Raw genomic sequence first — 18,651 nt, forward strand, 5'->3', positions numbered from 1 at the left:
AGCAGTGACCGAGCCGCAGCCGGTGATGGCGCAGGCGGAACAGGACCAGCTGACCAGGAAGGTGGGCCGGTCCCTGCTGACCGTCGCGGGCGACGGCTGGCAGCGCGTCAGAGCCGAGTACCGGTCAGCGGGCCGCCACATCGAGGTCGACGTCTTCGTCACCGGCCCGGACGGGGTCGAGAAGCCGGTCCGCCCGCCACAGGAGGTCGTCGAGGGGCTCGGGCGGCTGCGCCAGGGCATGTACCGGCCGGGCCGCGGGACGTGGCTGTCCGGGCTGTACGTCCTCGAGCCGCCGAGCTCCTTCAGCGCCGAGTTCGAGCCGGACGCCGAGCCCCGCTGGCGGCGCGTACCCCCGCCGATCGGCTTCGCGGACGAGCTGAAGTTCTTCCCGCGCGCGGACGAGCACATCCCGGAGTGGCTCCGCCAGCGCGCCGGTCTGCCACCGCTGCAGGGTGCCCGGCCTGGGGAACCGACCCCGCCCCAGGGCCAGCCGACGCCCGGCAACGCGGCCCAGCCAACCGGGGAACCAGCACAGGGCACCACCCCCACCCCGCCCCCGGGCATCCCAGCGACTCCGTTCGGCGGCCAGCCGACACCGGGCAACGCGCCGCAGCACACCGGCGAACCGGCACAGGGCACCAACCCGCACGCCGGACAACCCACCCCGCCCCCAGGCATCCCGGCAACTCCCTACGGCCAGCCGACACCAGGCAACGCACCCCAGCCAACCGGGGAACCCACCCCACCCCCAGGCATCCCGGCAAACCCGTTCAGCGGCCAGCCAACGCCGAGCAACACACCCCACCAGACCGGCGAGCCCTCACCAGCACAAGGCATCCCCGCCAACCCGCAAGCGGGACAACCCACGCCGCCCCCGGGCATCCCGGCGACTCCGTTCGGCCAGCCGACACCGGGCAACGCGCTTCACCAGACCGGCGATCCCGCACAGGGCACCAACCCGCACGCCGGACAACCCACCCCGCCCCCAGGCATCCCGGCAACTCCCTACGGCCAGCCGACACCAGGCAACACACCCCACCAGACCGGCGAACCAGCACAGGGCACCAACCCGCACACCGGACAACCCACCCCGCCCCCAGGCATCCCGGCAACTCCCTACGGCCAGCCGACACCAGGCAACACACCCCACCAGACCGGCGAACCAGCACAAGGCATCCCCGCCACTCCGCACGGCGGGCAGCCCACCCCACCGGCAACCCCGTTCGGCAGCCAGCCAGCACAGGGCACCCACCCGCATGGCGGCCAGCCTGGCTACCCGGCGGAGCCTTCCCCGGCGCACGACAACGCCTTCGGCGGGCAACCCACACCGCCACCCGGCAGCCAGTTCGGCCAGCTCGCGGACGGCCCCGCGCCCTACCGCGACCAGCCGCCGCAGAGGCAGCCCGGCAACCAGTTCGGTGAACCCTCGCCGGCAGAAGGCATCCCGGCCACCCCGCATGGCGGCCCCCCAGCCGACCAGCACGGGACGCCGTTCAACCAACCGACGCCACCCCCGGGCATCCCGGCAACCCCCTCGGGCGAACCCTCGCCACCGCAAGGCATCCCCGCCTACGGCACCCGCCCCGGGGCACAGTTCGCCCAACGCCACGGCGAACCCACACCACCCGCCACCCCAAACGGCGGACCCCAGGCCGACCAGCACAACGCATCCGGCCACCGCCAAACCCCACCGCCCGCCACCCCGTACAGCGCCCAGGCCGACCAGCACAACGCACCCGGCCAACGCGAACCCAACCCCTTCGGCGACCACCCCGCTCCCCCGGCCGACCGGCACAGCGCGCCCGGCCACCGCCAAACCGAACCGTACGGCGGCGACCGTCCGGCGCTCAGGGAACCGGGCAGGGAGCCCTCGGTCACCCACGGCGCCCCCACGCCGCAAGCACCAGGGCGGGGCGTCCCCCCGTACCGCGCGCAACCGCCTGCGAACGAGCCGCCTGCCGGCGAGTCCTCCTGGTTCGGCCCGGCCGGGGACAAGCCCGCCGGCTTCGCCGTCCCGGCCACCCCCTTCGGCCCGCAGGACGACCAGCCCCGCTAGCGCTCCAGCAAGGCCACGCACTCCACGTGGTGCGTCATCGGGAACGCGTCGAACGCCCGCAGGCGCGCCATGTGGAACCCGTGCCCGGCGAACGTCGCCACGTCGCGGGCCAGTGCGGCCGGGTCGCACGCCACGTACACCACCCGCGACGCGCCGCGGGCCGCGATCGCGTCCACGACCGCTCGGCCCGCGCCCTTGCGCGGCGGGTCGAGCACCACCACCGACGGGTCCGGCCCCTCGCCCGCCCGCAGCACCGCCTCCACCCGTCCCGCGAACACCCGCACCTGCGGCAGGTCCGCCAGGTTCGCCGCCGCCTCGACGGCCGCCGGGCGGTACGACTCCACCGCCATCACCGACCCCTGCGGGCCGACCTGCTCCGCGAGCACGGCCGCGAACAACCCGGCCCCCGCGTACAGGTCCCACGCCGTCTCGCCCGCCGCCAGGCCCGCCCACGCGCCGACCACCTCGGCGTACAGGTCCGCCGCGTCCGGGTGGGCCTGCCAGAAGCCCGACACCCGCCACTCACGCCGGACCGCCCGCTCGACGGCGACCTCGTCCTCGCCGACGTGGGTCTCGCCGGTCGCGTCCACCGCCACCGTGAGCGTCGAGCCAGGGGGCCACGTCCGGGCGGCCACCTCGTCGACCGTGCCGTACGCCGAGATCGGGCAGTCCTCGACCGGGATGACGCGGTGGCTGCGGTGCGCCAGGAAGCCCGGCCGACCGGACGGATCCACCGTCATGCGGACCCGGGTGCGCCAGCGCAGCGGGCCGCCTGGCAGCTCCTCCACCTCGACCGGCACCTCCACCCCGGCCAGGCGGGACAGCTGCTCGGCGACCACCGCCGCCTTCATCGCGCGCTGGGCGTCCCACGTCGCGTGCTGCCAGTCGCAGCCACCGCAACCGCCCGGGACGGCCACCGGGCAGGACGGCTCGACCCGGTCGGGGGACGCCGACAGGACCGCCACCGCGTCGGCGCGGCAGAAGGAACCTCCGCGGTCCTCCGTCACCGACACGACGACCCGTTCGCCGGGCAGCGCGTGGCGGACGAACACCACGCGGCCCTCGTGCCGGGCCACGCAGTGCCCGCCGTGGGCGACCGCGCCCACCTCGACCTCGAACCGGCGGCCCAGCCACGTCGTCACTGGCGGTCCTTCTTCTCCGACAGGCCACGCCGCATCGCGAGCGGCGACACCTCCTGACGTGCGCGGAGCCGTTCCTTGCGCCGCTCCGACGACGCCAGCTGCCACGGCACGCTCGTCACCATCACCCCCGGCTGGAACAGCAGCCTGCCCTTCAGCCGCAGCGCGCTCTGGTTGTGCAGGATCTGCTCCCACCAGCGGCCGACGACGTACTCCGGGATGTACACGGTGACGACGTCGCGCGGGTTGGCGGTGCGCACCCGCTTCACGTACTCCAGCACCGGCTTCGTGATCTCGCGGTACGGCGACTCGACCACCTTCAGCGGCACCGAGAAGTCCTCCTGCTCCCACTGCGCCACCAGCTCGCGGGTGTCGGCCTCGTCGACGTTGACGGTGACCGCCTCCAGCACGTCCGGGCGGGTCGCGCGCGCGTACGCCAGCGCCCTGCGGGTCGGCAGGTGCAGCTTGGACACCAGCACGATCGCGTGGTTGCGGGACGGCAGCGTCATCGCGTCGCCGGTCGCCTCCGCCTCGCGCAGTTCCTCCGCCACCCGGTCGTAGTGCCGGCGGATGGCGGTCATCAGCACGTAGATGGCGGCCATCGCGGCGATCGCGATCCACGCGCCGAGCAGGAACTTGGTGATCAGCACGATCACCAGCACGGTCGCGGTCATGAAGAGGCCGAACCCGTTGATGGCCTGCCGTTTGCGCATCCGCTTGCGCTCGACCTCGTCCTCCTCGGTGCGCAACAGGCGGTTCCAGTGCCGGATCATGCCGCTCTGGCTCAGCACGAACGACACGAACACCCCCACGATGTACAGCTGGATGAGCCTGGTCACCTCGGCGTCGAACGCCACGACCAGCACGATCGCGAACGCGGCCAGTCCGACGATGCCGTTGGAGAACGCGAGCCGGTCACCGCGCGTGTGCAGCTGGCGTGGCAGGTAGCGGTCCTGCGCGAGGATGGACCCGAGGACCGGGAAACCGTTGAACGCGGTGTTCGCGGCCAGCACCAGGATCAGGCCGGTGAAGAAGATGACGTACCAGACAGCCGGGTCGAAACCGCCGAAAACGGCGTTCGCGAGCTGCGCGACGAGCGTCTTCTGCTCGTAGTCCGCGGGTGCGTTCACCAGCTGTTGCGCGGGGTCCTCGGCGATCTTCGCCCGCGTCACGGAGGCGAGCATGATCAGGCCGAGGAACATGACGATCGCGAGGCCGCCCATCAGCAGCAGCGTGGTCGCCGCGTTCTTCGACTTGGGCTTGCGGAACGCGGGCACGCCGTTGCTGATCGCCTCGACACCGGTCAGCGCGGCGCTGCCGGACGAGAACGCGCGCAGGACCAGGAACACCAGCGCGAACCCGGTGAGGTGGTCGCCCTCCTCGAGCAGTTCGAAGTTCGCGCTCTCCGCCGGGATGTCGTCGCCGAGCAGGAACACCCTGGTGGCGCCCCAGATGACCATGGTGAGGATGCCGAGCACGAACGCGTAGGTCGGGATGGCGAACACCGTGCCCGACTCGCGGATGCCACGCAGGTTGATCGCGGTCAGGATGACGATCGCGCCGACCGCGAACTCCACCTTGTGCGTGGCGACGAACGGCACGACGGAGCCGATGTTCGCGGCCGCGGAGGAGATCGACACCGACACCGTCAGCACGTAGTCGACGAGCAGCGCGCTCGCCACGACCAGGCCCCATCTCGGTCCGTGGTTGACCGTCGCGACCTCGTAGTCACCGCCGCCGGACGGGTAGGCGTGCACGTTCTGGCGGTAGGAGGCGACCACCGCGAGCATCAGCGCGACGACGACCAGGGCGATCCACGGGCTGTACATGTACGCCGAGACACCGGCGACCGACAGCGTGAGGAGGATTTCCTCCGGCGCGTACGCCACGCTGGACATCGCGTCGGACGCGAACACCGGCAGCGCGATGCGTTTCGGCAGGAGGGTGTGCGCGAGGCGGTCGGTGCGGAACGGACGTCCCACCACCAAGCGCTTCAGCACGGACGCGAGCTTGGGCACAGGACGACAGCGTAAGCGGTCAGGTCACCGGGACGGAGCAGCCACCGGTAGGTTCTGCATGACACGTCCGAGGAACTACCCGAGGAGGCCGGCTCGTGCACGTGGTGATCATGGGCTGCGGGCGCGTCGGCTCGTCGCTCGCCGCCGCGGTCGAACGGCTGGGCCACACCGTGGCGGTCATCGACAAGGACGCCCAGGCGTTCCGCAGGCTCGGCATCGACTTCCACGGCCAGCAGGTCGTCGGCGGTGGTTTCGACCGGAAGGTCCTGGTCGAGGCCGGGATCGAACGGGCGGGCGCGTTCGCCGCCGTGTCCAGCGGGGACAACTCGAACATCATCTCCGCGCGGGTCGCGCGGGAGACGTTCGGCGTCGAGCACGTGGTCGCCCGCATCTACGACGCCAAGCGCGCCGAGGTGTACGAGCGGCTCGGCATCCCGACCGTCGCGACCGTGCCGTGGACGACCGACCGCCTCATGCGGACGCTCCTGCCGGACGGCGTCGCGTCGGCGTGGCGCGACCCGACCGGCAAGGTCGCGATCGTGCAGCTGCCGTTCCACGAGGGCTGGGTCGGCCACACGGTCGCCGAGCTGGAGGCGGCCACGGGCGCGCGCGTCGCGTTCATCATGCGGTTCGGCACCGGGGTGCTGCCCGCGCCGAAGGCCGTCGTGCAGCACGACGACCAGGTGTACGTCGCCGCGCTGTCCGGCACGGTCAGCGACGTGACCAACGCCGCGGCACAGCCGCCTGAGGAGGCCTCGTAATGCGGGTCGCTATCGCCGGGGCCGGGGCGGTCGGCCGGTCCATCGCCGCCGAGCTGGTGGCTGGCGACCACCAGGTGATGCTGATCGAGCGGCTGGAGAGCCAGTACGAGCCGCACACCGTCGAGCAGGCCGAGTGGGTGCTCGCCGACGCGTGCGAGCTGTCGTCGCTGGAGGACGCAGGCCTGCAGCTGTGCGACGTGGTGATCGCCGCGACCGGCGACGACAAGGTCAACCTGGTCGTGTCGCTGCTCGCGAAGACGGTGTTCGCCGTGCGCCGCGTGGTCGCGCGGGTGAACGACCCGGCGAACGAGTGGCTGTTCAACGAGGCGTGGGGCGTCGACGTCGCGGTGTCCACGCCGCGGATGCTGGCGGCGATGGTCGAGGAGGCCGTGTCCGTCGGCGACCTCGTGCAGCTGCTGACGCTGCGGCAGGGCCAGGCCAACCTGGTCGAGCTGACCCTGCCGGAGGACACCCCGCTGGCGGGCAAGCCGGTCCGCGCGATCCACCTGCCCCGGGACGCCGCCCTGGTGGTCATCCTGCGCGGCGGCCGCGTGATCGTCCCGCAGCCCGACGACCCCCTGGAGCCGGGCGACGAGCTGCTGTTCGTGGCGTCGGCGAACGTGGAGGACGAGATCCGCAAGGCCCTCGGCTACTGACGCGTGTGATGGAGGGCTCCTTCATCACGGTCACGCGGGCGGCGGGAAGCCTGGCGGCATGGTCATCGGGCGGCCGGTGCTCATGGCGCCGTCCACCAGGACCTCCGTGCCGGTCAGGTAGCCGAACGCGGGCGTGGCCAGTGCGACCACGGCCGACGCGATCTCCTTCGCCTCCGCCATCCTCGGCAGGCCGTACACGTTCAGCGGCCCCCACGCCTGCTTGAACCGCGCCCACAGATCGTCCGGGACGCCGTCGGGGCGGACCAGGCGCGTGTCGGTGGTGCCCGGGTCGACGGCCAGCACGCGGATGCCCTTCGCGCCGTAGTCCAGCGCCGCGGCGCGGACGACGCCCTGCACCGCCCGCTTGCTCGCCGTGTACGCGGCGTGCCCCGGACGGGTGTGGCCCGCCTGCGACGACGCCGTGCACACGATGACCCCACCGGCCCGCATGTGCGGCACCTCGTACTTGATCGCCAGGAACACGCCGCGCGCGTTGGTGAGGTGCACGTCGTCCCACTCCTCGACCGTGATCTCGTGCAGCGGCTTGCCGAGGTGGATGCCCGCGTTGTTGAACGCGACGTCGAGGCCGCCGTACTTGCGCGCCACCCCGTCGACGAACGCCTTGACCTGCGCGGGCACCCGGACGTCGGCCGGGACGTACGTCGCCTCGCCGCCGGCGCGGCGTATCTCCCGCTCGACCTGCCTGCCCAGCTCCGCGCGCCGGCCGCAGAAGCCGACGCGGGCGCCCTCCGCCGCGAACGCGACCGCCGCCTCCTTGCCGATGCCCGAGGTGGCGCCCGTGATCACCACGACCTTGCCCGCGAACCGCCCCCGGCCCTCGGCGCCGGCGACCGCCGGGGCGGCGAGCGCCGCGAGACCGGCGGCGGCCGCCCCGCCCAACACCGCACGCCTGCTGGGTCCTTCGCTCATAATCACTCCAGAGTGGATAGTGCCGATTCCCGCTTTTGGATACTGGCACTATCCAACTGAGAGGAGTCTCATGCGGATCGGTGAGCTGAGCAGGCGCACGGGCGTCCCGGTGCCGACGATCAAGTACTACCTGCGCGAGGGCCTGGTCCCGCACGGCGAGCGGACCAGCCCGAACCAGGCGCGGTACGACGAGTCGCACGTCCACCGCGTCCGGCTGGTCCGCGCACTGACCGAGATCGGCGGCCTGTCGATCGCCGCCGCCCGCGACGTCCTCACGCTGATGCACGAACCGGGCCGCGGCAGGCTCGAGTCGATCGGCAAGGTCCACTTCGCGGTGCAGGCCGCGCGGCACCCGCACACCGAGGACCCCACCGAGACGTCCCTGGCCCGCACGAACGAGCTGATCGCACGCCGCGGCTGGCACGTGCGGCCCGCCAACCCGGCGCGGACCGCGGTCGCCGGGGTCCTGGACTACTTCACCCGCCTCGGCCGGCCGGACGTCCTCGGCCTGCTCGACGACTACGCCGACGCCGCCGAACGCCTCGCCGACGCCGAGATCGACACGCTCGGCAGCCCGGACGTCGACCACATGGCCGAGCACGTGGTGATGATGACCGTCCTCGGCGGCGCGCTGCTCAACGCGCTGCGCGGGCTGGCGCAGGAGTCGGTCGCGTCCACCAAAATGTCATCGCAGTGACGACAACCCTCTTGTCATCAGATGGACGACATGTTAGAACGGAGGTGCGCGTTGACGTCCCCATGAGATGACACGAGGAGGTAGCAGCGATGTTGATGCGCACCGATCCCTTCCGCGAGTTCGACCGCCTGACCAGGCGTTTCTTCGACCACGGCACCTGGTCGCGCCCCGCGCCGATGCCGATGGACGCCTACCGCACCGGTGACGAGTTCGTCGTCGCGTTCGACCTCCCGGGCGTCGCTCCGGAGACGATCGACCTCGACGTCCAGCGCGACGTGCTGACCGTGAAGGCGGAACGCAGGCCCGCGGTCACCGGCGACGACGTCGAGACCCACGTCAGCGAGCGGCCCCTGGGGGTCTTCTCCCGCCAGCTCTTCCTCGGCGACGCACTCGACACCGAGAAGATCAGGGCCGACTACGAGGCGGGCGTGCTGACGCTGCGCATCCCGGTCCGTGAGCAGGCCAAGCCCCGCCGGATCGAGATCACCAGCGGCACCCAGAACCGCAAGGAGATCAGCGCCTGAGACCGGGCGGTGCGACGACGGCCACCGGTCCACCCTCCTGCCAACGCGTCAGGTCACCCGGCGACGCGGGCCGTCCGAGCACCGCCCTCCCGCACGGGCACGGCAGCGCACCCGGCGGCTGTCGTGCCCCGTGCCGAACGGAGCCACCATGAGTGAGCCGCACCGGGTGCTGGGCGTGCGGGAGGACGCCACCCAGGAGGAGATCACCGCCGCCTACCACCGGCTGGTCCGCCGCTACCACCCCGACGCCGCCGACGACGGCACCGCACCGGAACGCTTCCGGGAGGTGGTCGCCGCCTACACCGCACTGCGCGACCAGCCACCGGCGCCGGCACCCAAGCCCGCGCCACCCAGGCGCACACAGGAGCCCGACCTGCGCGCCGGCCCGGTCCGCTACCACGGACCACCGCGCCGCTAGGGAGCGTCCTCGCCCGGACCGGGTACTCGCGGACAAGGGCTGGTCCCCAGGCCATCCGCGCCGACCTGCGCAGCCGTCACATCCGAGCGGCCGTTCCCGAACGTCGCGATCAGCAGCGCAACCGCGTCCGCCGCGGCGCGAAGGGCGGTAGGCCACCCGTCTTCGACTGCGTCGCCTACCGGCGCCGCAACGTGGTCGAACGCTGCGTCCAACGCCTCAACAGTTCCGAGCCATCGCTACCCGCTACGGCAAAACCGCCTTGTCCTGCCAAGCGATGATCGACCTGGCCACCCTCACCTCGGCCGTTGCGGACGCGCCGCTAGGCGCCTTCCGGCTCCGGCTTGCCCGAGTACTTGGCGCGCAACCGTTCCTCGATCGCGCGGTCCTCCTCCTCGGCGTCCGCCTCGATCTTCTTCACGCGGTGGCCGGCGCGGGTCACGGCCCACACGGTCACCACGAGCGCGATCGCGGTCAGCGGGTAGCCCATGGCGAGGCGGGCGAACGCGAGCCAGCCGGTCTGGTCCTCGTCGTACAGCCAGCGCTGCACGATGAACCGGGCCGCGAACACGAGCACCCACGTCAGCGTCGCCATGTTGTAGGCGAACATGGCCTTGCGGTCCGACCGCCACGCCATGCCGTGGCCGTTCAGGAACGACCAGATGACGCCGACCAGCGGGTACCGCACGAGGATCGACGCGAGGAACACGCTGCCGTACACCAGGCTCGCCCAGATGCCGAACAGGAAGAAGCCCTTGGCCGACCCCGTCCGGTACGCGATGAACGCGGCGATGCCGACACCGAAGAACCCCGAGATGGCGGGCTGCAGCGGTTCCTTGCGCACGACGCGGAGCACGGTGATGGCCGCGGCGCTGCCCAGCGAGCCCCAGATCGCCACCGTCAGCCCGAACAGGGAGTTCAGCAGCACGAAGACGAGGACGGGGACCGACGAGTAGATCAGGCCGCTGATCCCGCCCATCTGCTCGAGGAGCGTCTGCTCCTTCTCCTCGGCGGGGTCCGCGGGGTCGGGGGCCGGGGTCTTGGCGGGTTCAGTCATGTAGCCGTCTGCAACTCGTAGTAGGGGTTGTAGAGCACCTTCTGGCCGTCCCGCATGGCGATGCGGCCCTGTGCCTTGATCGTGCGGCCCGGCTCGATGCCCGGGATCCGGCGGCGACCGAGCCAGACTAGTGTCACGCCCTCGGTCCCGTCGAACAGCTCCGCCTCGAGCGTGGCGACCGCGTCGCGCGGGCTCAGCTCGACGCTGCGAACGCGGCCGCAGACGGTGACCTGCTCACCGGACCGGCAGTCGCGGGCCTTGCGCGCCCCGACCGCCTCGGCTTTTTCCGAGAGGTCGTCGGCATCGAGCTCCTCGACGTCGCTCGTCAGCCGTTTGACCAAGCGGCGGAAGGGGCCCTTCTCGGTGCCCATGTTGACGCTCCCGTGGTTGCAGGGGCCGGCCCCGACTCCGGCCCGGACGAAACCAGCGTAACCACCCCGTGTGGCCCCTGGTGGAGGATCTGCCCCGTGAATGTTGCGGAACCGGGATCTGCCGAGGTCGCCGTGCTCCTGCCGGGAACGGGCTCGGACGAGGTGTTCGTGCGGTCGGTGTTCGAGGTGCCGTTCGCCGCGGTGTGCGTCCGCGCGGTCACCCCGAGGCCGGTACCTGGGCCGGGACTGGCGCAGGCGTACCTCGACGCCCTCGACGCCGCGGCCGCGCACGGACCGGTCGTCGCGGGCGGGGTGTCGTTCGGCGCACACGTCGCCGCCGAGTGGGCGCGCACGCGGCCCGGCCGCTGTGCGGGGCTTGTGCTCGCCCTGCCGGGCTGGCACGGCGACCCCGGCGACGCGCCCGGCGCCGTGTCCGCCCGCGCGGCGGCCGGCCTGGTGCGGTCCCTCGGCGTCGACGGCGCGCTCGCCGTGGCCACCGACGGGACGCCGCCGTGGCTCGCCGCGGAGCTGACCAGGTCGTGGCGCGGGTACGGCGACGGGCTCGCCGACTCCCTCGCCGCCGCGGCGGAACGCCCCGCGCCGACCCTCGCGGACCTGGCGGAGCTGGACCTGCCCGCCGGCGTCGCGGCCACCACCGACGACCCGATCCACCCGAAAGAGATCGCGGACGCATGGGTGACGGCCCTGCCGAGGGCGACCATGTGCACGACCCGTCTGGAGATCATGGGCGTCGACCCCGAGGCGCTGGGCAGGGCAGCGGTGCTGGCCTGGCTGCGCGCCGGGGGCCGCTAGTCAGCCCTGCTGTGCCTGGATGTGCTGGGCGATGGAGGGCGGCAGCTCGATCGGCAGCGGTGTGCGCACCGGCATCGGCTGCGTGCCGCGCACGACGACCGCACCGCGCACGAGGTCGTACAGGGCGTGCGTGCTCTGCTCCGCGAGGTCCGGCGGACCGGCGACCACGCCACGCAGCATCCAGCGCGGACCGTCGACACCGACGAACCGCAGGTGCACCTCGCCGAGCGCCGCGACCAGCTCCTGGCCCCACTCGCCCGCCGTGCTGCGCACCTTCGCGCCGTCGCCGCGCAGCTGCTCGGCCAGCTCACCGCACACCTCGCGCCACAGGCCACCCGACTTGGGGGCCGCGTACGCGTTCACCGTCAGCTGCCCGACCGGGGTCACCACGTGCACCGCACGCACCGCCCGGTTGGTGTCCATCTCGACCTGCAGCTGGGCGCCGTCGGGCACCGGGAGGCGGACAGAGCCGAGGTCTAGGCGGTTCAGGCCGTCGTCGGGGGCGTCGGCCTCGTCGTGCGGGCCCGCGTACTCGAACAGGTCACCCTCGAACTCGGGCGCGATGTCGTCGACGTCGTCGCCGGCGACCTCGTCCTGCTCGTCGTACCCCGGGTCGTAGTCGTCCCGCTCGGCACGCTTGCGCCGTCCGAACAAACCCACTGCTGTCAGCCCTCCACCGGTGATAGCACCGCATGTCCGCCGGTCGACCCGTAGCCGCCGGCACCGCGCTCGGAGTCACCGAGGTCGTCCACCTCACGGAACACCGCGTGCTCGACGCGCTGTACCACCAGCTGGGCGATCCGGTCCCCCCTGCGCAGCTCGACCGGCTCCCGCAGGTCGTGGTTGACCAGGCAGATCCTGATCTCACCGCGGTAGCCGGAGTCGATCGTGCCCGGCGTGTTCACCACGCTCAGCCCGACCCGTGCCGCGAGGCCGGAACGCGGGTGCACGAACGCGGCGTACCCCTCCGGCAGCGCGATCGCGATGCCGGTGCCGACGGTCGTGCGCTCGCCCGGCTCGATCACCACGTCGGTCGTCGTCACCAGGTCCGCGCCGGCGTCGCCGGGGTTGGCGTACGACGGCACGGGGACACCGGGGTCGATACGGGTGAGCAGGACCTCCACGCTGGGCACGAGCGGCGAGACTACCCTGGACTCGTGACCGACTCACCACGCGGTGCGGCCGGGAAAGCACCGGCCACACCGTCGCACGCCGAGCGGCTCTACGTCACCTGGTACTCGTGGCTGCTGCCGATGGCGGCCGCGGGTCTGATGGCCGCGACCGTGCACCTCGGCTACCCCGGCCTGCGCTCCTGGCTGCCGTACGTGCTGCTCCTGCCGCTCACCGCGGTGCTGATCTGGCGGGCGGGCCGCGCCCCGGTCCGGATCGCGGACGGCGAGCTGTTCGTCGGCGACGCGCACCTGCCGCTGGAGTTCGTCGGCGAGGTCGAGGTGTTCGGCCCCCAGGACAAGCGGAAGGTGCTCGGGCCCCAGCTGGACCCGCGCGCGTTCGTGCTGCACCGCGGCTGGGTGGGTCCGGTGCTCCGGGTCCAGGTCACCGACCCGGCCGACCCCACGCCCTACTGGGTGTTCTCGACCCGCCACCCCGAGAAGGTGGCTTCGCTGCTGCGCGGATAGGGCCCGCCACCGCTCCCGGTGACAGGCCCGTTCCGTTCTTCTGTTGTCCCCCGCCGTCGCGTGCGCCGGTCAGGCGCAGTCGCGGCAGATCGGCTGACCGTTCACTTCCTCGGCGAGCCTGCTGCGGTGATGCACCAGGAAGCACTTGGAGCAGGTGAACTCGTCGGCCTGCTTCGGCACGACGCGTACGGTCAGGTCCTCGCCGGAAAGGCCCGACAGGTCGGCACCGGGCAGCTCGAAGCTCTCCGCGGTGTCCGACTCGTCGACATCGACGACTCCGGACTGGTTCTCGTTTCGACGTGCCTTGAGCTCCTCGAGCGAGTCCTCCGCGAGATCGTCGGCCTCGCTGCGGCGTGGCGCATCGTAATCGGTGGCCATCTTCGTGCACCCCCACTTCAGGATGTGTTCGCGCGCTGGTCAACGTTCAGGCGCCCCAGTTTGTGCCCGTCATCTCAAGTGACGGAGGTCTCGCACTTCGCGCCGTGTTTCAGGGTCCACCCGCGGGACCCGTCGGAATCGATTCGCATCTCATGTTCGACGACTGGAGCGGGCAGAGGGTAGCCCATACCGTCGGACCTATCCAGCAGGTCACCCGTTCGGGTGTGTCTGCGCATTGCCTGCCGGAGTCCGGGCAACCTCTCGTCACGATATGCGTCTGTGTGGGCGCGACGTGCTGTCGCGCACCCCGAAGGGCTCGATCTCGACACGATACGTCGACACCGGTGGCCCTCAAGCCGCCGAACGGAGCTGAAACGCCTAGGCTGATCAGCAGCGAACAACGGGGTGGGGACCTACGAAGTTCGGCCAACCGAGAAGGGCGGGGACAAGTGGCGGCGGGGAACGTCATGCGGGGCCGAGGACAGCGCTACCGGAAGCGTCGGCCACTACCCGCGTTCCTGTTGATCCTGGTGCTCGGCATCGCGGCGACGGTGGTCTGGCTGAAGGTCATGAAGGAAGACCAGGAGATCACGGGCGCGGCCCACTGCGACCCGCCGCCCGCGGCGACCACGTCGGCCGCGGCGGGCAAGAAGCCGGCCAAGCCGGCGCCCACGCTGGGCAAGCCGCTGGAACCGACGGCACTGGACCGCACCGACCCGGCGGCGCCGTCGTCGGCGCTGGTGCGGGTCGTGAACGCGAGCGGCAAGCGCGGCCAGGCCCGGCTGGTGACCGAGACGCTGCGCGGCCTCGGCTTCACGCAGGTCGGCGACCCGGCGAACGACGCGCTCTACGGCGACAACATGCCGTGCCGCGGCCAGATCCGCTTCGGCGCGCAGGGCACGGCGGCGGCGCGCACGCTCAGCCTGGTCGAACCGTGCGCGGAGCTGATCCGCGACGAGCGCAAGGACGCCACGGTCGACGTGGTGCTCGGCGACAAGTTCGACGACCTGCACCCGACCCGTGCGGCCCGCAACCTGCTCGAGCAGCTGAACGACTTCGCCAAGCAGAACCCCCCGGCGAAGGGCGGCCTGCAGGCGGATGCCCCGAAGCCCGACGTGAACCCGGAACTGATCACAGCAGCCCGCAACGTCAAGTGCTGACCCCGCGAGTCACGCTCTCGCGCATACCGAGTTGTCAGTTTCGTGCACATCCCCGGGGCACCGGCCTGCACGAAACCGGCAACTCGATGTGCGCGACAGCGCGACTCGCGAGGATCTACACGCCGGTCAGGCCCGCGTCGGTCAGGGCTTCTCGTAGTTCCTTCGCGATGCCGGGGGTCGCGCAGAAGGTGAACTCGGGGTCCAGGTCGTCGTCGGTGTGCGGGTAGCGGACCACCGCGCCCGCCTCCTCGGCGATCAGCGTGCCGCCCGCCCAGTCCCACCGCGACAGGCCGTGCTCGAAGTAGCCGTCCACCCACCCGGCCGCCACCGCGCACAGGTCCAGCGACGCCGCACCGCCGCGCCGGATGTCCCGCACCTTCGGCAGCAGCCGCGACACGCCCGCAGCCTGCCGCTCCCGGCGCTCGACGCGGTAGGCGAACCCCGTCGCCACCAGCGACAGGTCCAGTCGTGTGGCGTCCGACACGCGCAGCCGCACGCCGTCGCACCACGAGCCACCGCCGCGCACGGCCGTCCACTCCCGGCCCGACGCGGGCTCCACCACCGCGGCGGCCACCGACACGCCGTCGACCTGCGCGGCCAGCGACACCGCGTACCAGGGGTAGCCGTACAGGTAGTTGACGGTGCCGTCGATCGGGTCGACCACCCAGCACACCCGGCCGGGCTCGGCCGCCGCGCCGCCGGTCTCCTCGCCGAACACCGGCTCACCCGGCCGCGACTCGCCCAGCCGGGCCCTGACCAGCTGCTCGACGGCCACGTCCGCGGCGGTCACCACGTCGGTCTTCGACGACTTGGTGTCCACGTCCGTGATCGCCGACGGCCGGGACCGCTGCGCGAGCTCAGCGGCCTCCCGAGCTACCGATACGGCAACGGCGAGCAGTTCATCCCAGGCACCCACGAGACCTATCGGACCACATCCGGCTAACCTCCGGGGAAAGCGGTACTGAATCGAGTACGAAGGGACCCGCGGGGATGGCTGCAACCCTCGGCTTCGGCGTGGACATCGGTGGTTCGGGCATCAAGGGAGGCGTGGTCGACCTCGACGCGGGCAGGCTCGTCGGCGAGCGGCTGCGGATCCCCACGCCGGACCCGTCGAAGCCGGACGCCGTCGCGGACGTCGTGAAGCACATCGTCGACGAGTTCGCCTGGACCGGACCGGTCGGCGTGACGCTGCCCGCGGTGATCAAGCGCGGCGTCGCGCACACCGCCGCCAACATCGACAAGACCTGGCTGGGCACCGACGCGCAGACCCTGTTCGCCGAGCGGCTCAAGCGCGACCACGACGACGTGGTGGTCCTGAACGACGCGGACGCCGCAGGCATCGCCGAGATCTCCTACGGCTGGCCGGACGACCGGGACGGCGTCGTCGTGCTGCTGACGTTCGGCACCGGCATCGGCAGCGCACTGTTCCGCGACGGCAAGCTCATCCCCAACACCGAGTTCGGCCACCTGGAGGTCGACGGCCACGACGCGGAGACCCGCGCGGCGGCCTCGGTGAAGGAGGAGAACGACCTGTCCTGGGCCGAGTGGGCGGGCCGCGTGACCAGGTACATCCGCAGCCTCGAGGACCTCATCTGGCCGGACCTGATCATCGCGGGTGGCGGGGTCAGCAAGAAGGCCGACAAGTGGCTGCCGTTGCTCGAGGTGCGGACCAAGGTCGTGGCCGCCGAGCTGCGCAACGACGCGGGCATCGTGGGCGCCGCCAGGGCCGTCAAGGTCGGCCACCACGGCTGAGATTCCCGGATCGCGCCGCGGGTCCGCACCCGCGGCGCGGTGTTCGTCGTTACAATGGAACAGTGCCCTGGGCCGAGGCCCCCGGGCTTTCCCCCGAACTCCGGCAGGTCAGGCATCCACATGTCTGACGTTGCCCGTGATGAGCAGCGAAAGGGCGTACGTGGCAGCCGCACGAACCGCATCCCGACGCTCCACCGCTTCGGCGGGCGCGGCCAAGTCGGCCAACGCCCAGCCGGACACCGACGAGTCGACCGAGAAGCCGAGCTTGAAGACCGCGACCAAGAAGACGGCGGGCGCCGCCAAGACGACCCGCGCCCCCCGCAAGACGGCGACCAAGTCCGCCGGCCCGAAGACGAAGACCAAGGCCGACGCGACCAAGAAGGCCGCTTCTCCCGCCGACGGCGAGCCGGGTGACGGTGAGGAGCCCGACCTCGACTCCCCCGACCTGGAGGACCTCGAGGACGTCGACCTCGAGACCGACGTGGTGGACGCGGCGGTCGCCGACGACGTCGAGGAGAAGGACCCCAAGGAAGGCAAGGACGGCGACTTCGTCTGGGACGAGGAGGAGTCGGAGGCCCTGCGGCAGGCCCGCAAGGACGCCGAGCTCACCGCGTCGGCCGACTCGGTCCGCGCCTACCTGAAGCAGATCGGCAAGGTGGCGCTGCTCAACGCCGAGGAGGAGGTCGAGCTCGCCAAGCGGATCGAGGCAGGCCTCTACGCGGCGGAGCGGGTGCGCAAGGCCGAGGAGGAGTCCGCGGAGAAGCTGAACCCGCAGCTGCGCCGCGACCTGCGGTGGATCGTCCGCGACGGTGAGCGCGCCAAGAACCACCTGCTGGAGGCGAACCTCCGCCTCGTGGTGTCGCTGGCCAAGCGCTACACCGGCCGCGGCATGGCGTTCCTGGACCTGATCCAGGAGGGCAACCTGGGCCTGATCCGTGCGGTCGAGAAGTTCGACTACACGAAGGGCTACAAGTTCTCCACGTACGCGACGTGGTGGATCCGCCAGGCGATCACCCGCGCGATGGCCGACCAGGCCCGCACCATCCGCATCCCGGTGCACATGGTCGAGGTCATCAACAAGCTGGGCCGCATACAGCGCGAGCTGCTCCAGGACCTCGGCCGCGAGCCGACGCCGGAAGAGCTGGCGAAGGAAATGGACATCACCCCGGAGAAGGTGCTGGAGATCCAGCAGTACGCCCGGGAGCCCATCTCGCTGGACCAGACCATCGGTGACGAGGGCGACAGCCAGCTCGGTGACTTCATCGAGGACTCCGAGGCGGTCGTCGCGGTCGACGCGGTGTCGTTCACGCTGCTGCAGGACCAGCTGCAGTCGGTGCTGGCGACGCTGTCCGAGCGTGAGGCGGGCGTGGTCCGGCTGCGCTTCGGTCTCACCGACGGCCAGCCGCGCACCCTCGACGAGATCGGCCAGGTCTACGGCGTGACGCGCGAGCGCATCCGCCAGATCGAGTCGAAGACCATGTCGAAGCTGCGCCACCCGTCGCGGTCGCAGGTCCTGCGCGACTATCTCGAGTGATCCGGGTGTCACGGCACCGTTGACGTGCTTGACTGCATCCCCGTCGCCCACCCGGGCGGCGGGGATGCTGTTTTCTGGGAGGTAGAACAGTCTTGGACGCGAACGTTCCCCCGGTGCCCGACGAGAGATCGGGCCTGCTCGGGTTCCTCGCACAGCAGCGGCGGGTGCTGAAGCACGCCGCGTACGGGCTCACCGAGGAGCAGCTGCGTGCCACGCCGAGCGCGAGCGCGCTGTCGGTCGGCGGGCTGCTCAAGCACGTCGCGTTCACCGAGCGCGGCTGGACGAACCGCATCACGGGCGGGCCGGAGCCGTCGGGTGCGGAGGGCTACAACCAGCAGTTCGAGCTGTCCGGCTCGGACACGCTGGAGAGCCTGTACGCCGAGATCGACGCCGCGGCCGCCGAGACCGAGGCGGCCGTCGCGGAGATCGACCTCGACCACCCGGTGCCGGTGCCGAAGGGCCAGCCGTGGTTCCCGCAGGACATCGAGGCGTGGTCGGTGCGCTGGGTGCTGCTGCACCTGATCGAGGAGATCGCCCGGCACGCGGGCCACGCGGACATCATCCGCGAGTCCATCGACGGCGCCACCGGCATCGAACTCCTCGCGGGCGCGGAGAACTGGCCCGAGTCGCCGTGGCTGAAGCCCTGGCGCCCCAAGCAGAACGCCTGAAACTCGCGAGTCGCGCTCTCGCGCATACCGAGTTGTCAGGTTCGTGCAGGTGGCATGTGCACGAAACCGGCAACTCGTTGTGCGT

General features: G+C 71.7%; 21 protein-coding genes. 12 read left to right on the forward strand and 9 right to left on the reverse strand.

Features of this window, described 5'->3' with window-relative positions; all coding sequences use genetic code 11:
- The first annotated feature begins 4 nt into the window (after positions 1-4).
- Positions 5-2,056, forward strand: a complete 2,052-nt coding sequence (locus tag ACYQ77_RS30625; protein ID WP_459717252.1) for a hypothetical protein — start codon at positions 5-7, stop codon at positions 2,054-2,056.
- Here the strand turns inward: ACYQ77_RS30625 and ACYQ77_RS30630 are convergent.
- A complete protein-coding gene (locus ACYQ77_RS30630) occupies positions 2,053-3,198 on the reverse strand; it encodes a class I SAM-dependent RNA methyltransferase (protein ID WP_459717254.1) in 1,146 nt (381 codons plus the stop codon). The two genes, ACYQ77_RS30625 and ACYQ77_RS30630, sit on opposite strands and share 4 nt — an antisense overlap.
- Positions 3,195-5,213, reverse strand: coding sequence for an APC family permease (locus ACYQ77_RS30635; RefSeq protein WP_459717255.1), 2,019 nt, complete (start codon positions 5,211-5,213; stop codon positions 3,195-3,197). Before ACYQ77_RS30635 ends, ACYQ77_RS30630 begins: the two co-directional genes overlap by 4 nt.
- Before the next feature lie 95 nt (positions 5,214-5,308).
- On the opposite strand from ACYQ77_RS30635, the gene ACYQ77_RS30640 reads away from it, so the two are divergent.
- Positions 5,309-5,974 carry a potassium channel family protein gene (locus tag ACYQ77_RS30640; RefSeq protein WP_459717257.1) on the forward strand — a complete coding sequence of 222 codons (666 nt, stop codon included), beginning with the start codon at positions 5,309-5,311 and terminating at the stop codon, positions 5,972-5,974.
- Positions 5,974-6,630, forward strand: a complete 657-nt coding sequence (locus ACYQ77_RS30645) for a potassium channel family protein (RefSeq protein WP_459717259.1) — start codon at positions 5,974-5,976, stop codon at positions 6,628-6,630. Before ACYQ77_RS30640 ends, ACYQ77_RS30645 begins: the two co-directional genes overlap by 1 nt.
- Positions 6,631-6,660: 30 nt before the next feature.
- Here ACYQ77_RS30645 and ACYQ77_RS30650 read toward each other — a convergent pair whose 3' ends face one another.
- Positions 6,661-7,560, reverse strand: a complete 900-nt coding sequence (locus ACYQ77_RS30650) for an SDR family NAD(P)-dependent oxidoreductase (RefSeq protein ID WP_459717261.1) — start codon at positions 7,558-7,560, stop codon at positions 6,661-6,663.
- Positions 7,561-7,630: 70 nt separating this feature from the next.
- On the opposite strand from ACYQ77_RS30650, the gene ACYQ77_RS30655 reads away from it, so the two are divergent.
- The 3 genes from ACYQ77_RS30655 to ACYQ77_RS30665 all read left to right on the forward strand — a co-directional run bounded on the left by ACYQ77_RS30655 (position 7,631) and on the right by ACYQ77_RS30665 (position 9,199).
- Positions 7,631-8,257: a MerR family transcriptional regulator gene (locus tag ACYQ77_RS30655; protein ID WP_459717263.1), complete on the forward strand. Its 627-nt coding sequence runs from the start codon at positions 7,631-7,633 to the stop codon at positions 8,255-8,257.
- A gap of 89 nt (positions 8,258-8,346) precedes the next feature.
- The gene (locus ACYQ77_RS30660; RefSeq protein WP_459717264.1) at positions 8,347-8,781 is read left to right on the forward strand and encodes an Hsp20/alpha crystallin family protein; all 435 of its coding nucleotides are present in this window, start codon (positions 8,347-8,349) and stop codon (positions 8,779-8,781) included.
- 148 nt (positions 8,782-8,929) lie between these two features.
- The gene (locus ACYQ77_RS30665; RefSeq protein ID WP_459717266.1) at positions 8,930-9,199 is read left to right on the forward strand and encodes a J domain-containing protein; all 270 of its coding nucleotides are present in this window, start codon (positions 8,930-8,932) and stop codon (positions 9,197-9,199) included.
- Between the two features lie 319 nt (positions 9,200-9,518).
- Here ACYQ77_RS30665 and ACYQ77_RS30670 read toward each other — a convergent pair whose 3' ends face one another.
- Together ACYQ77_RS30670 and ACYQ77_RS30675 are read right to left on the reverse strand one after the other, a co-directional pair.
- Positions 9,519-10,253: a DUF3159 domain-containing protein gene (locus tag ACYQ77_RS30670; protein ID WP_459717268.1), complete on the reverse strand. Its 735-nt coding sequence runs from the start codon at positions 10,251-10,253 to the stop codon at positions 9,519-9,521.
- A complete protein-coding gene (locus tag ACYQ77_RS30675) occupies positions 10,250-10,624 on the reverse strand; it encodes an OB-fold nucleic acid binding domain-containing protein (protein WP_459717270.1) in 375 nt (124 codons plus the stop codon). The genes ACYQ77_RS30670 and ACYQ77_RS30675 overlap by 4 nt, the downstream gene beginning before the upstream one ends.
- Before the next feature lie 96 nt (positions 10,625-10,720).
- Between ACYQ77_RS30675 and ACYQ77_RS30680 the strand changes: the two genes are divergently transcribed.
- Entirely contained in the window at positions 10,721-11,437 is a 717-nt protein-coding gene (locus tag ACYQ77_RS30680; RefSeq protein WP_459717272.1) for an alpha/beta fold hydrolase, read from the forward strand.
- Here the strand turns inward: ACYQ77_RS30680 and ACYQ77_RS30685 are convergent, their stop codons facing one another.
- Together ACYQ77_RS30685 and dut are read right to left on the reverse strand one after the other, a co-directional pair.
- Complete coding sequence (locus ACYQ77_RS30685; protein ID WP_459717273.1) at positions 11,438-12,097, reverse strand: DUF3710 domain-containing protein; 660 nt, start codon at positions 12,095-12,097, stop codon at positions 11,438-11,440.
- A 5-nt stretch (positions 12,098-12,102) separates the two neighbouring features.
- A complete protein-coding gene (gene dut / locus ACYQ77_RS30690) occupies positions 12,103-12,570 on the reverse strand; it encodes a dUTP diphosphatase (RefSeq protein ID WP_459717275.1) in 468 nt (155 codons plus the stop codon).
- Between the two features lie 24 nt (positions 12,571-12,594).
- Here dut and ACYQ77_RS30695 point away from each other — a divergent pair, with 24 nt between their 5' ends.
- Complete coding sequence (locus ACYQ77_RS30695) at positions 12,595-13,074, forward strand: DUF3093 domain-containing protein (RefSeq protein WP_459717277.1); 480 nt, start codon at positions 12,595-12,597, stop codon at positions 13,072-13,074.
- Positions 13,075-13,143: 69 nt separating this feature from the next.
- Here the strand turns inward: ACYQ77_RS30695 and ACYQ77_RS30700 are convergent, their stop codons facing one another.
- A complete protein-coding gene (locus ACYQ77_RS30700; protein WP_396106187.1) occupies positions 13,144-13,452 on the reverse strand; it encodes a DUF4193 domain-containing protein in 309 nt (102 codons plus the stop codon).
- 467 nt (positions 13,453-13,919) lie between these two features.
- Here ACYQ77_RS30700 and cei point away from each other — a divergent pair, with 467 nt between their 5' ends.
- Positions 13,920-14,612 (forward strand): envelope integrity protein Cei, encoded by a 693-nt coding sequence (cei, locus tag ACYQ77_RS30705; RefSeq protein WP_459717278.1) that lies wholly within the window; start codon positions 13,920-13,922, stop codon positions 14,610-14,612.
- A 115-nt stretch (positions 14,613-14,727) separates the two neighbouring features.
- Here cei and ACYQ77_RS30710 read toward each other — a convergent pair whose 3' ends face one another.
- Positions 14,728-15,528, reverse strand: coding sequence for an inositol monophosphatase family protein (locus ACYQ77_RS30710; protein WP_459717280.1), 801 nt, complete (start codon positions 15,526-15,528; stop codon positions 14,728-14,730).
- A 74-nt stretch (positions 15,529-15,602) separates the two neighbouring features.
- Between ACYQ77_RS30710 and ppgK the strand changes: the two genes are divergently transcribed.
- From ppgK to ACYQ77_RS30725, 3 genes are all read left to right on the forward strand, one after another.
- Complete coding sequence (gene ppgK, locus ACYQ77_RS30715; protein ID WP_459717282.1) at positions 15,603-16,364, forward strand: polyphosphate--glucose phosphotransferase; 762 nt, start codon at positions 15,603-15,605, stop codon at positions 16,362-16,364.
- Between the two features lie 139 nt (positions 16,365-16,503).
- Positions 16,504-17,898 (forward strand): RNA polymerase sigma factor, encoded by a 1,395-nt coding sequence (locus ACYQ77_RS30720; RefSeq protein ID WP_459717283.1) that lies wholly within the window; start codon positions 16,504-16,506, stop codon positions 17,896-17,898.
- A gap of 92 nt (positions 17,899-17,990) precedes the next feature.
- Complete coding sequence (locus tag ACYQ77_RS30725) at positions 17,991-18,566, forward strand: DinB family protein (RefSeq protein ID WP_459717285.1); 576 nt, start codon at positions 17,991-17,993, stop codon at positions 18,564-18,566.
- Positions 18,567-18,651 lie beyond the last annotated feature (85 nt).

The sequence above is a fragment of the Actinophytocola sp. KF-1 genome, from assembly GCF_054661535.1.

What these genes read in the sequence shown, in the direction of transcription:
- ACYQ77_RS30660 (WP_459717264.1), top strand. Translation starts at nt 8,347, where the DNA reads ATGTTGATGCGCACCGATCCCTTCCGCGAGTTCGACCGCCTGACCAGG.
- ACYQ77_RS30720 (WP_459717283.1), top strand. Translation starts at nt 16,504, where the DNA reads ATGAGCAGCGAAAGGGCGTACGTGGCAGCCGCACGAACCGCATCCCGA.
- ACYQ77_RS30665 (WP_459717266.1), top strand. Translation starts at nt 8,930, where the DNA reads ATGAGTGAGCCGCACCGGGTGCTGGGCGTGCGGGAGGACGCCACCCAG.
- ACYQ77_RS30655 (WP_459717263.1), top strand. Translation starts at nt 7,631, where the DNA reads ATGCGGATCGGTGAGCTGAGCAGGCGCACGGGCGTCCCGGTGCCGACG.
- ppgK (WP_459717282.1), top strand. Translation starts at nt 15,603, where the DNA reads ATGGCTGCAACCCTCGGCTTCGGCGTGGACATCGGTGGTTCGGGCATC.
- ACYQ77_RS30650 (WP_459717261.1), bottom strand. Translation starts at nt 7,560, where the DNA reads ATGAGCGAAGGACCCAGCAGGCGTGCGGTGTTGGGCGGGGCGGCCGCC.
- ACYQ77_RS30675 (WP_459717270.1), bottom strand. Translation starts at nt 10,624, where the DNA reads ATGGGCACCGAGAAGGGCCCCTTCCGCCGCTTGGTCAAACGGCTGACG.
- ACYQ77_RS30645 (WP_459717259.1), top strand. Translation starts at nt 5,974, where the DNA reads ATGCGGGTCGCTATCGCCGGGGCCGGGGCGGTCGGCCGGTCCATCGCC.
- ACYQ77_RS30700 (WP_396106187.1), bottom strand. Translation starts at nt 13,452, where the DNA reads ATGGCCACCGATTACGATGCGCCACGCCGCAGCGAGGCCGACGATCTC.
- cei (WP_459717278.1), top strand. Translation starts at nt 13,920, where the DNA reads ATGCGGGGCCGAGGACAGCGCTACCGGAAGCGTCGGCCACTACCCGCG.
- ACYQ77_RS30670 (WP_459717268.1), bottom strand. Translation starts at nt 10,253, where the DNA reads ATGACTGAACCCGCCAAGACCCCGGCCCCCGACCCCGCGGACCCCGCC.